General features: G+C 72.5%; 9 protein-coding genes and 1 pseudogene. 7 read left to right on the forward strand and 3 right to left on the reverse strand.

Annotated features, from left to right (window positions below):
* Positions 1 to 220 precede the first annotated feature (220 nt).
* Positions 221 to 835: a hypothetical protein gene (locus ACY1JF_RS16515; RefSeq protein ID WP_462705888.1), complete on the reverse strand. Its 615-nt coding sequence runs from the start codon at positions 833 to 835 to the stop codon at positions 221 to 223.
* 407 nt (positions 836 to 1,242) lie between these two features.
* On the reverse strand, positions 1,243 to 3,408 hold the full coding sequence (locus ACY1JF_RS16520) for a RecQ family ATP-dependent DNA helicase (protein WP_462705889.1): 2,166 nt from the start codon (positions 3,406 to 3,408) through the stop codon (positions 1,243 to 1,245).
* A 214-nt stretch (positions 3,409 to 3,622) separates the two neighbouring features.
* Between ACY1JF_RS16520 and ACY1JF_RS16525 the strand changes: the two genes are divergently transcribed.
* From ACY1JF_RS16525 to ACY1JF_RS16555, 7 genes and pseudogenes are all read left to right on the forward strand, one after another.
* Positions 3,623 to 5,134, forward strand: a complete 1,512-nt coding sequence (locus tag ACY1JF_RS16525) for a DUF4192 domain-containing protein (RefSeq protein WP_462705890.1) — start codon at positions 3,623 to 3,625, stop codon at positions 5,132 to 5,134.
* Complete coding sequence (locus ACY1JF_RS16530) at positions 5,131 to 5,754, forward strand: hypothetical protein (RefSeq protein ID WP_462705891.1); 624 nt, start codon at positions 5,131 to 5,133, stop codon at positions 5,752 to 5,754. Before ACY1JF_RS16525 ends, ACY1JF_RS16530 begins: the two co-directional genes overlap by 4 nt.
* 131 nt (positions 5,755 to 5,885) lie before the next feature.
* Positions 5,886 to 6,644: an NUDIX hydrolase gene (locus ACY1JF_RS16535; RefSeq protein ID WP_462705892.1), complete on the forward strand. Its 759-nt coding sequence runs from the start codon at positions 5,886 to 5,888 to the stop codon at positions 6,642 to 6,644.
* Positions 6,645 to 6,812: 168 nt separating this feature from the next.
* On the forward strand, positions 6,813 to 8,891 hold the full coding sequence (locus ACY1JF_RS16540; protein WP_462705893.1) for an ABC transporter ATP-binding protein: 2,079 nt from the start codon (positions 6,813 to 6,815) through the stop codon (positions 8,889 to 8,891).
* A 162-nt stretch (positions 8,892 to 9,053) separates the two neighbouring features.
* Positions 9,054 to 9,941 carry a FadR/GntR family transcriptional regulator gene (locus ACY1JF_RS16545; RefSeq protein ID WP_462705895.1) on the forward strand — a complete coding sequence of 296 codons (888 nt, stop codon included), beginning with the start codon at positions 9,054 to 9,056 and terminating at the stop codon, positions 9,939 to 9,941.
* A 423-nt stretch (positions 9,942 to 10,364) separates the two neighbouring features.
* Positions 10,365 to 11,891 carry an RNA polymerase sigma factor gene (locus ACY1JF_RS16550; protein WP_462705896.1) on the forward strand — a complete coding sequence of 509 codons (1,527 nt, stop codon included), beginning with the start codon at positions 10,365 to 10,367 and terminating at the stop codon, positions 11,889 to 11,891.
* A gap of 177 nt (positions 11,892 to 12,068) precedes the next feature.
* Positions 12,069 to 12,902: pseudogene (locus ACY1JF_RS16555) on the forward strand (S1 family peptidase); the annotation flags it as partial.
* 155 nt (positions 12,903 to 13,057) lie between these two features.
* On the opposite strand, the gene ACY1JF_RS16560 reads toward ACY1JF_RS16555, so the two are convergent.
* Entirely contained in the window at positions 13,058 to 13,288 is a 231-nt protein-coding gene (locus ACY1JF_RS16560) for a DUF7455 domain-containing protein (RefSeq protein WP_462705897.1), read from the reverse strand.
* Between the last annotated feature and the right edge of the window lie 342 nt (positions 13,289 to 13,630).

Raw genomic sequence — 13,630 nt, forward strand, 5'->3', positions numbered from 1 at the left:
GGGGGGACACCGCGGTCAAGGGCCGCTTGCCGAAAGGCTGTTACCGGGTCCGCGTCGGCCGGGCGTCCCGACGGCGGAAGGGCGGGACGGGGCGCCCGGCCGCGCGCACGGCCGTATCCGGAAGGCGTCCGAGGACGTGCCCGGGGCGTCAGTGAGCAGAGCGCGGGGGCATGCCCGGGACGGTCGGTCGAGCAGCCGCGCGGGGGGCGTGCCAGGGCGGTCAGCGGGCGGCCGCGCGGCGCAGTACCTCCGAGGCCGCACCACCCGTGCGCGGCGGGGGGAGCGGGGCCTCCGACGTGGCGAAGGGCTCCGGAGTCGAAGCCGAATGGGGGCGGCGTCCGCCCCGGCCCTCGCCGAACACCTGCCATCCGTCACGGGTCAGCGTGATGTACGCCCCGCAGCGCAGGCCGTGCAGGGTGCAGGCGTCCCTGAGGCCCCACATCCACGCCCCGTCCTCCTCCGTCCAGCGCGCGTCGCCGTCTCGGCAGCGCATCAGCACGGCGGTGCGGACCGGCGTACGGCGGCGCAGGTCGTGCGGGACGACCCGGCGGAGCTGGGAGAGCAGGACGTTGCGGAACATCCACCCGTCGGCCTGAGCCGGACGGCTGACGAACGAGGCGCTGGCACGCAGGCGTTCGTCCGGGTCCAGCACGGCAACGACCGTGGTGGCGGGCTTGGGATGATGGCGCGCGTGCAGTCCGCTGACGATCTCCCGGGGGTTGCGCAGCAGCGGGATGCCCGCGGCGGCCCACTCCGCCGGTTCGAGTACACGGGTGGCGGACGTGGTGGACGGCGACAGCGACGTCGCCGAGGACGGAGCGAATCCGAAGGTCACGTTCCTCCCTTCGGCTACGCGCCCGCACGCGGGCAGGGGTCGGATTCGGGGGACGCGCACCGCAGTGAAGCCCTGCCGGATCACGGACGAGCCGTGCGGGGAGCGGAGTCCAATTCTTCCTGTCGAACTGAGTTGCGGCAACGAGCAATCGGAATGATCGACCGTTATCGGGTGATGTGTGTTTTATATCCCTACCCAGGGTCGCCCCGGGTGACGCATGGGACCTCTGGAACGGGTGCCCGGGTTACGCGAACCTGTCACGTGAGCCGACACGGATGTCGCGGCCCGGCGTCGTCAAGCGGTGTCAGTGACCGCCTCCGCAGCCGGTGTCCGAGACCGGCCCTCCGAACCGGTCTCCGAAGCGGAGCCCGGAACAGACGTCCGGGAACCCGTACGGCCGTGCGCGGTCAGCCCTGTACGGCCAGGACCAGCGGCAGCGCCTCCTCCGCACCGGCCCGCCGGAGCAGGCGCGCGGCGACCGCGAGGGTCCAGCCGGTCTCGGTGAAGTCGTCTACGAGGAGCACGGGGCCCGGCTGCCCGGCGAGGGCGGCCGCGAGGTGGGGCGGCACGGTCAGCGCCCCGTCGAGGAACTTGAGGCGCTGGGCGCTGTTGCTGCGTGTCGCCCGGGCGGCGTCGGCCGTGTACTCGACGGATCCGAGCAACGGCAGCCGTCCGACCTCGGCGATGCGCTCGCCGAGGGAACGGACCAGCCGGGGCCGGGTACGGGAGGCGACGGTGACCACGCCGACCGGGCGTGACCGGGCTTCCGGCGCGCCCGGGGCCCAGCCGCCGGGCGCCTTCGCCCAGTCCGCCAGGACTCCGACGACGGCTCGGGAGACGTCGTCGGGCACCGGCCCGTCCGGGGCCTGCGCCGTGAGCATGGGCCGCAGCCGGTTGCCCCAGCCGATGTCGGACAGCCGCCCCAGCGCCCGTCCCGTCGCCGCCTGCTCACCGGCCGGGATCCGGCCCTTCAGCTCGACTCCGATCGCGGGCAGTCCGGTCGGCCACATACGGCGCGGCTCGACCTCCACGCCCGCCCGGCCCAGATCCGCGCGGGCGGCGTCGAGCGCGGCGACGGACGTCTCGGCGGTGAACCGCGGCCCCGCGCAGTTGTCGCAACGGCCGCAGGGCTTGGCGCCCTCGTCGTCCAGTTGCCGTCGCAGGAACTCCATGCGGCAGTCCGTCGTCGACGCGTAGTCGCGCATCGCCTGCTGCTCGGCCTTCCGCTGCCGGGCGACCCAGTCGTACCGCTGGGTGTCGTACGTCCACGGCCGTCCGGTGGCGATCCAGCCGCCCTTGACCCGGCGCACCGCGCCGTCCACGTCGAGGACCTTCAGCATGGTCTCCAGACGGGACCTGCGCAGCTCGACCAGCGGCTCCAGCGCGGGAAGCGACAAGGGCCGTCCGGCGTGGGCCAGGACGTCGAGCGTACGGCGCACCAGGTCCTCGGGGGGGAAGGCCAGCGAAGCGAAGTACTCCCAGATGGCCTCGTCCTCCCGGCCGGGGAGGAGGAGCACCTCCGCGTGCTCGACGCCGCGCCCGGCACGGCCGACCTGCTGGTAGTAGGCGATGGGAGAGGAAGGTGAACCGAGGTGCACCACGAAGCCCAGGTCCGGCTTGTCGAAGCCCATGCCGAGCGCCGAGGTGGCGATCAATGCCTTGACCCGGTTGGCCAGCAGATCGTCCTCCGCCTGCTGCCGGTCGGCGTTCTCGGTCTTGCCGGTGTAGGAGGCGACCGTGTGCCCGCGCTGCCGGAGGAAGGCGGTGACCTCCTCGGCCGCGGCCACGGTGAGCGTGTAGACGATCCCCGACCCCGGCAGCTCGTCGAGGTGGTCGGCGAGCCACGCCATCCGGGCCGGCGCGTCCGGCAGCCGCAGCACGGACAGGCTCAGGCTCTCCCGGTCCAGCGGGCCGCGCAGCACCAGGGCGTCCGAGGTGCCTCCCGTGCCGAGTTGCTCGGCGACGTCGGCGGTCACGCGCGCGTTGGCGGTGGCCGTGGTGGCGAGCACCGGGACCCCGGGCGCCAGGTCGGCGAGCATGGTGCGCAGACGCCGGTAGTCCGGCCGGAAGTCGTGGCCCCAGTCGGAGATGCAGTGCGCCTCGTCCACCACGAGGAGGCCGGTCGCGGCGGCGAGCTTCGGCAGGACCTGATCGCGGAAGTCCGGGTTGTTCAACCGCTCCGGACTCACCAGCAGCACATCGACCTCACCCGCGGCGATCTCGTCCTGGACCATGTCCCATTCCTCGGTGTTGGAGGAATTGATGGTCCGGGCACGGATGCCCGCCCGGGCGGCGGCGTCGACCTGGTTGCGCATCAGCGCGAGCAAGGGGGACACGATCACGGTGGGCCCGCTGCCGCGAGCGCGGAGCAGCGCCGTCGCGACGAAGTAGACCGCGGACTTGCCCCAGCCGGTGCGCTGGACCACCAGGGCCCGGCGCCCGTCGGCGACCAGCGCCTCGATCGCCCGCCACTGGTCCTCGCGCAGCCGGGCCTCGCCGGAGGCATCCCCGACGAGACGGGAGAGGACCGCGTCGGCGGCTGCCCGCAGGTCCGCGTTGCTCGTGTGCTCCATGCGCTCCATACAACAGGAAGCCACTGACAATCGGGGCGTCGCCCCGGGGCCGGGGGCGCCCGCCGGGGAACCGGCTGCCGTGCTGGCGGACGGCCGGAAGGGGAGCGGCCGCTCGGCGCGGGTGCCGGCCGCCGCGCCTTTCAGGATGACGTGTTCCTGATCGAAGTTATCCACAGGCAAAGCGGAGATTCGTATTCCGCGAGATTGTCGGGCCATGACGAACCACAGCGGATCGACCGGATTCCCCGAGAACGGCGACATCAGCGGGCGTGAGCGGCCGGAGGCCGCCCTGCTCCCGTACGGGCACGAGGACGAGCACCCGATCACCCTGCGGACCCCGGCCGAACTGGCCGACGCGCTGCCCTATCTCCTCGGTTACCGGCCCGAGGACAGCATCGTCCTGGTCGCCCTGCACGAACGGGACGGGCGGGGCCGGTTCGGCGGCCGGGCCCGGCTGGGCATTCCTCCGCACCCTGACGACTGGGACGCCGCCGCCAGGCAACTGGTCCACGGCCTCGTGACCGGAAGCGAGCGCAGGGGCGACCGGCCCGAGCAGATGGTCGCCTACCTCTGCCAGGAACCCGCCGAGGGCGAGACCGGACAGCAGGTCATGGCCCGGCTGCGGGCACTGGCACAGACACTGCGCGTCGAATGCGGCACCCTCGACGTGCCCGTGGTCGAGGCCCTGTGCGTCTCGGGCGGACGGTTCTGGTCGTACTGCTGCGACGACCAGTCGTGCTGCCCGGCAGAGGGGACCGCGATGGGCCTGCCCGGCACGTCCGTGCTGGCCGCCGCCGCCACGTACGCGGGCATCCAGGTGCGGGGCACGCTGCGCGAGCTGCACGCCAGGCTGCGTCCCCGGGAGGGCTCCGCCGCCCGTGAACAGGAGACCGCCCTTGACGCGGCCAGCATGACGCTGGTCTCCCGCATCCTCGACGACGGGAGCCGCGCCGAGGTGGCTGAGGAGACGCTCGACCTGGCGGAGCGGGTCATGAGGCGGCTGGCCGACGCCCCACCGGTGACCGGTGCGGACCGGGCGGACCTCCGTGACGACGGACTTCTCAGCCATGACGAGGCAGCACGGCTGATCCTCGGTCTCCAGGACCGGACGACACGCGACCGCGCGGCCGAGTGGATGGAGGGCGAAGAGGCCCACCGGGCCCTTCGGCTGTGGCGCGCGCTGGCCCGCCGCTGCGCCGGGTCCTACGCAGAGTACGCGGCAGCGCCGCTCACCTTGGCGGGATGGGTCGCGTGGTCCACCGGTGACGAATGGGAGGCACGGGAGGCGCTGGCCATGGCCCTGGCGGCGGACTGCGACTATCTCTTCGCCCGACTGCTGCACCAGGCCTGCAACGAGGGCCTCGACCCGGAGTCGCTCCGCGCCTGCCTGCGCGGCGAACGGGACAGCCGGGACCGTCCGGACCCAGGGACGCGAACCGGCGGCGGGGCTGCCGAGGACGAGGTCGAGGGCACGCCGGCCCCGCGGGAGGACGCGTCTTCTTCCGCTCCGGGGGACGGGCCTTCCTCCGCTCCGGAAGCCGCGGCCGGGCGGCCGGCGCGCGCGTGCGCCGCGGGATCGGCGGGCGGTACCCGCCGCCGTCCCGCGGACCGCGCCCGGAGGACGGCTACGAACCGCGTCCGCCCGCGTACACCGTTGGGCGGTACGCGTCCGGGGGCGGCGCCGTCGGGCCGTACGCGACGAGCCGGCCGACGGCCGCACGGGTGAGCGGCGTGAGTGCCCGCGCCCACCTCCTCGACACCGGGCTGCTGGGCGGGGGCGCCCACGCCCCGGGCCTGCTGGACAAGGCGCAGACCGATCAGCTGGCCCGGCTGCTGGGCACGCCGGCCCTGGATTGCGGCTGGGGCCTGCGCGGACTCGGTGCGAAGGAGAGGGGATACAACTCGTTCGGTCACCGCGCGGGCGCCGTACGGGTTCACGAGACGGCGGTCGCGGTGGCGGGGCTGGCCGCCGCCGGGTACGAGAAGACGGCGGGTTCGCTGCTGAGCGGGGTACTGGCGGCGGCCGGAGCCTTCGGCCACCAGTTGCCCGAGATGTACGCGGGGGAGCAGCGCACGGAGGGGAGCGCGCCACTGCCGCACCGGGCCGCCTGCCGGCCGGCCGCGACCGCGGCGGCGGCAGGCGTCCTCCTGCTCACCACGCTCGTCGGCATCCGTCCCGACGCCCCCGCGGGGACGGTCGCGCTGCGCCCCTTGCGCGGCGCGCCCCTGGGAGAGATCTGCCTGACCGGGTTGCGGGTAGCGGGCGCACCCTTCTCCGTACGAGTCGGCAGACTGGGGCCGGCCATGGTCGAGGAGGCGGCTGAAGGGCTGCGACTGGGGGAGTGACCTGGCGTGACATCCCATCGAACGACCATCGGGAGCAGAAGGTGAGCCCCATCCCGTACCCGGCTGGGCCGGCGGCTGGTGCAGGCACCGGAGCGCGTGTTTATCGTCAGGAAGACGACTATGATCGCGGTATGCCCTACGACCCGTCAGCCTTTCCGCCCTTCGCCGTCACAGTGGACCTGGTCGTGCTGACCGTGCGACGCCATTCCCTGTGCTCGCTGGCGGTGCGCAGGGGTGAGCCGCCGTTCCAGGGACGCTGGGCCCTTCCCGGCGGTTTCGTACGGACCGACGAGGACCTCGCCCAGGCCGCGGCGCGCGAGCTGGCCGAGGAGACGGGGCTGTGCGTCCACGATCCCGCCGCACCCGTCCAGGACAACGGCGCGCACCTCGAACAGCTGGCTACGTACGGTGATCCCGAGCGTGATCCCCGGATGCGGGTGGTGAGCGTGGCCCACCTCGCCCTCGCCCCCGACCTGCCCGCGCCCCGGGCGGGCGGTGACGCCAGCAACGCGCGCTGGGCGCCGGTCGAGGAACTGCTGGGCCGGAGCGCCTGCGGCCGGGAGGACGAGCCCGTCGCTCCGCTGGCCTTCGACCACGCCCAGATCCTGGCCGACGGGGTGGAACGGGCCCGGTCCAAGATCGAGTACTCCTCGCTGGCCACGGCTTTCTGCCCGCCCGAGTTCACGGTGGGCGAGCTGCGCCGTGTCTACGAGGCGGTGTGGGGAGTGGCGCTGGATCCGCGCAATTTCCATCGCAAGGTCACGGGCACCCCGGGGTTCCTCGTCCCCACCGGCGGCACGACCACCCGCCAAGGCGGCCGCCCGGCCCAGCTCTTCCGGGCCGGCGGCGCGACCCTGCTCAACCCGCCCATGCTGCGTCCCGAGGTGTGACGACCGGGATCCGACGGGAACCGTCGGCCCGCATCGGAGGGAAGGGACGAGCGGACGGCACGCGACGCGGTGGGCCGTGGGGCCGGATGCCCGTGGAGCCGGACGTCCGGCGTCGGGTGGGCCGCGCGGTGCCCGGAAAAACGGACATACCGCGCTATCTTGCTGCGGGTGATCCAGGCCTTCGGACTGACCAGCACCCCACGCAAAGAACTGCCACCCGCCGTCGACGACGTCTCCTTCGCGGCCCGCGCGGGTCGCGTCACCGCGCTGCTCGGAGCGCCGGGCGCCGGCAAGACCACGGTGCTCAGACTCATGCTCGAGCTGCAACGAGGCCGGGGCGTCACGCACTTCAGAGGCCGCCCCCTGCACCGGATCGCACACCCGTCACGCGAGGTCGGCGTGTTGTTGGGTGAGGTGCCCGGACATCCGGCCCGCACGGTCCGCGGACATCTGCGCATGCTGTGCGCGGCGGTCGGCGTCCCGGCGCGGCGCGCCGACGAAGTGCTGGAAGCGGTGGGACTCATGAGTCTGCGCGACGAACGCCTGGGCACCCTGTCACGCGGCATGGACCGCCGCCTCGGCCTCGCCTGTGCGCTGTTGGCGGACCCGCACACCCTCGTCCTCGACGCCCCCGCCGAGGGGCTCTGCGCGCGTGAGACCCGCTGGCTGCACGACGCCCTGCGCGCGTACGCGGCCCAGGGCGGCACGGTGCTGTACACCACGGCCGACCCCAAGGAAGCCGCCCGCACCGCCGACCACGTCGTGACGCTGGAGCGGGGCAGGGTCGTCGCCGACCAGCAGGCGGCGGATTTCCGGCGCACCCGGCTGCGTCCTCGCGTCGCCGTCCGCAGTCCGTACGCCGCCCGCCTCGCCACCGTCCTCGCCAAGGAAGCGCGTACGGCCCACCGCTCGGTCGAGGTGGTCCACGAAGGGGGCAACCGCCTCTTCGTGTACGGCAGTACCTGTGCCGACGTCGGTGAGACCGCGTACCGGCACGGCATCCTGGTCCACCAACTGGCTCACGAGATCGGCGACATGGGGTCCGGCGCCGGTACGGAGGGGCGGTCCGGCCCGGGAGGTGCCACGGTCGCGGCGGGGAACGGGCCGGAGTCCGGGCGCCCCGCGGCCAGGGACACGGACACCGCGCGCGCGGAGCGGACGACGGACCCGCCCGCCCGGGTGAGCCAGGGCGGCACGGCGGGGAACGGGACGGAAAGCGGCCGGCCCGCTGCCGCGGCCGTGGCGCCGACGGGCGCGCGACAGGCGGCGAACGGGTCCGCACCGGCAAGCACCGGGGTCGCAGCGGAAAACCGGACCGGGGCGGACCGACCGGACAGCGCCTCCCTTCCGCCCGCACCGACGTCAGCCTCCCGCATCCCCCTCCGTGTTCCCTCCCCAGCCCCCTCCGCCATCCCCGGCGACGGCCCCCTCGGCGGCGCCTCGTCCGCCCTTCCGCCCCCCATCTCCGTCCGGTCCGCGCCCAGCCCGCTCCGTCCCCTGCGGTACGAGTTGCGCCGCGTCACCGGTGTCGGTACCGGGATCGTCACCGGGGCGGTCGTGCTCGCCCTGTCCGCCGTCACCGCCGTACTCCTCGCCCATGCCGGACATACCCCGCAGCCGCGCCTGCTGGCCGCGTGGCCGCGGCAGGTGCCCCTGCCGCCGGCGGCGCTCGGGGCGGGGCTGCTGGGGGCACTCGCGTTCGGTGACGAGTTCCGCCATCCCGCGCTGGCGGCGGATCGCGGCACGGTGCCCCGCCGACTGGGGCTGCTGACCGCCAAACTCGTCGTCTCCGCCGCCACCGCACTGCTGCTGGCCGCCCTCACGGTGGGCTGTGACGCGCAAGTGCTGCACCTGTTCTACGGACGGGAGCTGGTACGGGTCCCCGCCGACTGGGCCGCTCTGGGCGCGGGTTGGGCCGGTCTGATGATCGGCTGCGCCTGGGCCGGTGTGCTGGCCGCGGGACTGTTCCGGTCCACCACGGCCGGACTGGCGGCGGTGGTCGCCGTACCCGTCCTCGTCGTTCCCCTGGTGCAGAAGGTCTGGCACGACCGGTCCGTACGTGCCGCCGCCGACCTTCCGCTGCGGGTGCGCGAGGTCCTCCTGAGCCAGTGGCCCTTCGGCGGGGAGCGTTACGTGGTGGCGGTGCTGCGGGCGGTCGCCCAACCCGTGGGCAGCGCGCTGGCGTTGTCGCTGACCGCCCTGCTCTGCGCGTATCTGCTCATGACCCTGCGCGGACGGGTCCGGTGACGACCGCTCGGAACCGCCCGGCCCGGGAGTGCGCGCAACTCCCCGGGGAAAGTCCATTTCTTTCCGATAAGGCGTCAATTGCGGTGAGGTGAGCGATCACCCTTTCGTGTGCTTTTCACTAAAGACCTCAAGGGAGTTGGGAACGGCGCCGACAAAGGATGCGTGAGTACCCTTGCGCACACCATGATGACCGCCGCCCGCTCCGCAGACTCCGGCCTCCAGGGTCCGGGCGAACTCGACCGCTACCCCTACGCGGAGACGCCTGGCGTCGACCGCGCCGGGGCCCCCGCCTGGGAAGGGGCGGACCCCGAACTGGGCCGCGTGGGCCGGCGTACCGCGGGCAGCCGCGGCCGCGGACTGCACGGACAACTGGTTCAGCAGCTCGGTCAGATGATCGTTTCCGGAGACCTGGGCGCCGACCGGCCCCTGGTGCCCGAGGAGATCGGCCAGCGCTTCGAGGTCTCCCGCACCGTCGTCCGGGAGTCGTTGCGCGTCCTGGAGGCGAAGGGGCTGGTGAGCGCCCGTCCGAACGTGGGCACGCGCGTGCGCCCCGTCAGTGACTGGAACCTGCTGGACCCCGACATCATCGAGTGGCGGGCCTTCGGACCGCAGCGCGACGACCAGCGCCGCGAGCTGAGCGAGCTGCGCTGGACGATCGAGCCGCTGGCCGCGCGCCTGGCCGCCGGACACGGCCGGGAGGATGTGCAGCAACGCCTCTCCGACATGGTCGGCGTCATGGGACACGCCATGGCGCAGGGTGACGCCCTCACCTTCTCCCGCGCCGACGCGGAATTCCATGCGCTGCTCATCCAGGTCGCGGGCAACCGCATGCTGGAGCACCTCTCCGGGATCGTGTCCGCCGCCCTCCAGGTCTCGGGCGGTCCGGTCACGGGCTGTGACCGGCCGAACGACGTGTCGCTGGCCCAGCACGCACGGATCGCCGATGCCCTCGCGGCCGGTGACGGCGCGGCGGCCGAGACGGCCATGCGCCAGCTGCTCACCGTCCACCCCGAGGTGGAACGCGTGGTGCCCGCCCCGCGCGAGCACTGACCGCGTCCCCGTTCCAGCGGCACGGCCGGACCCGCCATCCCCCCTCCTGTGGCGGCGCACGGCCGGGTCGCCGCCGCCGTCGACCCCGCAGCGCCTGGACGGCTCTGCGGGGTCGACGGCGTGACGCCGTACTGTTGGCACGGTCGGACCGGATGGCCGTCGTCGGCGATTGCTCCTGACCGCATTTGGCTGAGTTTTGACCCTTATGAGGTGTGACTCGGGCCACGCGGATTGGGCGTAACGCTCGTGGGGACAACGCGATGACCTAAGAGGTGACAGCCGAGGAGGGAATACGGACGCCGTTCACGGCGCTGTGCCTCTCCCGGCCCCGCCCGCGCCGTCGGCCCATCCCCAAGCCGGCGGTCGGCACCTGTCCGCCAGGACGGGGCCGAAAGCCGTTTTCAACGTTCCGAGAGGTTGTTCGTGTCGGCCAGCACATCCCGTACGCTCCCGCCGGAGATCGCCGAGTCCGTCTCTGTCATGGCGCTCATTGAGCGGGGAAAGGCTGAGGGGCAGATCGCCGGCGATGACGTGCGTCGGGCCTTCGAAGCTGACCAGATTCCGGCCACTCAGTGGAAGAACGTACTGCGCAGCCTCAATCAGATCCTCGAGGAAGAGGGTGTGACGCTGATGGTCAGTGCCGCGGAGCCCAAGCGCACCCGAAAGAGCGTCGCAGCGAAGAGTCCCGCCAAGCGCACCGCCACCAAGTCGGTCGCGGCCAAGACGGTGACCAGCAGGAAGACCGCCGCCAGCGCGGCGCCGCCCGCGACCGAGCCCGCCGCCGGGGACGAGACGCCCGCCAAGAAGACGGCGGCGAAGAAGACGACCGCCAAGAAGGCGGCGGCGAAGAAGACCGTCACCGCGAAGAAGACGGCGGCCAAGAAGACCGCGGCCAAGAAGGACGACGCCGAGGTCCTCGAGGACGAGGTGCTCGAGGAGACCAAGGTCACCGAGGAGCCCGAGGGCACCGAGAACGCGGGCTTCGTGCTGTCCGACGACGACGAGGACGACGCTCCGGCCCAGCAGGTCGCCGCGGCCGGTGCCACGGCCGACCCGGTCAAGGACTACCTCAAGCAGATCGGCAAGGTCCCCCTGCTCAATGCCGAGCAGGAGGTCGAACTCGCCAAGCGCATCGAGGCGGGGCTGTTCGCCGAGGACAAGCTGGCGAACTCCGACAAGCTCGCCCCCAAGCTCAAGCGCGAACTGGAGATCATCGCCGAGGACGGCCGCCGCGCCAAGAACCATCTCCTGGAGGCCAACCTCCGCCTGGTGGTCTCCCTGGCCAAGCGCTACACCGGCCGCGGCATGCTCTTCCTGGACCTCATCCAGGAGGGCAACCTCGGTCTGATCCGCGCGGTCGAGAAGTTCGACTACACCAAGGGCTACAAGTTCTCCACGTACGCCACCTGGTGGATCCGGCAGGCGATCACCCGCGCGATGGCCGACCAGGCCCGCACCATCCGCATCCCGGTGCACATGGTCGAGGTCATCAACAAGCTCGCGCGCGTGCAGCGGCAGATGCTCCAGGACCTGGGCCGCGAGCCCACCCCGGAGGAGCTGGCCAAGGAGCTCGACATGACCCCGGAGAAGGTCATCGAGGTCCAGAAGTACGGTCGCGAGCCCATCTCGCTGCACACTCCCCTGGGTGAGGACGGCGACAGCGAGTTCGGTGACCTCATCGAGGACTCCGAGGCGGTCGTCCCGGCCGACGCGGTCAGCTTCACGCTCCTGCAGGAGCAGCTGCACTCCGTCCTCGACACCCTGTCCGAGCGCGAGGCGGGCGTCGTCTCCATGCGCTTCGGCCTCACCGACGGCCAGCCGAAGACCCTCGACGAGATCGGCAAGGTCTACGGCGTCACGCGGGAGCGCATCCGCCAGATCGAGTCCAAGACGATGTCGAAGCTGCGCCACCCCTCGCGCTCCCAGGTGCTGCGCGACTACCTCGACTAGGCCGGACCGACACGGTCGGCAAGGGCCCGCCTCCCGTCCCGGCGCTTTCGGCGCTTTAGAGGGGGGGCGGGCCCTTCCCCGTGCCGGGAGGGCGGGGCGTTCGTCCGCGCGGGGTGCGGGGTGACGGCGGCTGGATCACTCTGGGTGTTTCATGAACACCGTGAGTGAGGAGTCCGTATGCGTCGTCCCTGTGCTCGGTCGCTGGTCCGGCCGCTGGTCCTGGCGGCCGCCGCGACCGTCATATCGGCGGTGTCACCGTTGGCGACCGCGCATCCCGCGACCGCCGACAGCGTCGTCGTCGGGGGATTTCCGGTGAGCGCCGCCGACAGCCCGTGGACGGTGGCCCTGTCCAGCCGTGACCGGTACGGCGGGACGAGAGCGGGGCAGTTCTGCGGGGGAGTGGCCGTCGGCCGGACCACCGTGCTCACGGCCGCCCACTGCCTGGACCAGGAGGTCCTCGGGGCGCCGCCGACGCGGCCGGGTGACCTGAAGGTCATCGCGGGCCGTACGGACCTGCTGGGGGGCGGGGGCGAGGAGATCCCGGTACGGGACGTGTGGGTGAACCCGGCCTATGACAGCGTGAGCAACGCCGGCGACTTCGCCGTGATCACCCTGTCCGAAGCCCTGCCGGACGGATCCGTCCTGGCGATGGCGGCCGAGGGCGACGCCGCGTACGAGCCGGGGACGGCCGCGGTGGTCTACGGCTGGGGCGACACCACGGGGGCCGGGGACTACGCGCGGAGTCTGCGCGGATCACGCGTGCGCGTGCTGCCCGACTCCGTCTGTGAGCGGGCGTACCCGGGCGGTGAGGAGGGCGAGTACCGCGCGGGAACGATGGTGTGCGCCGGGGAACGGGCCGGTGGCCGGGACGCGTGCCAGGGGGACAGCGGGGGGCCGCTGGTGGCCGACGGGAAGCTGATCGGGCTGGTGTCCTGGGGGAACGGCTGCGGGCGGACGGGCAGCCCGGGGGTCTACACGCGCGTCTCCGCCGCGCTGCGGAGTCTGGGGTGGGGCCCGAGTGGCAGGCGCCCCCTCCACGGGTGGCACGGGGGCGTTCGGTGCGTCCTGAGGGGTTCTGCGGGCGAGCGAAGGCGGCCCGCCTCCGGGTGGGAGGCGGGCCGCCCTGCCGGCCTGTGCCGGTCTCGCTCGTCGTGGGACGCGAAAGGTCAGCGCTCGTCTTCCGAGTCGCTTGCCGGAACGGAGGTCAGGCGCTCGGTCTCGTCCTGTATCTCAGCGGCGATCTTCTTGAGTTCCGGCTCGAACTTGCGCCCGTGGTGGGCACAGAAGAGCAGTTCTCCGCCGCTCAGCAGGACGACGCGCAGGTACGCCTGGGCGCCGCAACGGTCGCAACGGTCGGCGGCCGTCAGCGGGTTCGCGGAAGTCAGAACAGTAGTCACGTCGCCTCTTCTCTAGCTCGACGAGCTGTCGTACCAGGGTCAACATCCAACCAGCCCCAAAACGTTCCCGCTCGTGGCTTTTCCTCGAAAAAATTTTCCGAGGAGGCTGGCTGTTGCCGGTTGGCGGCGAATGTGCCGTATTGCGTGTCTATGTGTCGTACGGGTTCGCGCTCTCGGTCAGTGTCGGTCCCCGCCGGCTGGCTTGCCGGTTGTTCATGAGGACGTGCCCGGAGCCTAAATGGTTCATGCCTCGAAGGGAACGTGATGTGTGCTTCACCCCATCCAGGGATCGAACAGGTATGCGATCGTGGACTAGGCTGCCGTCGTGACGAGGGTGGCGTT

Source organism: Streptomyces sp. SYSU D01066-1, assembly GCF_054956795.1.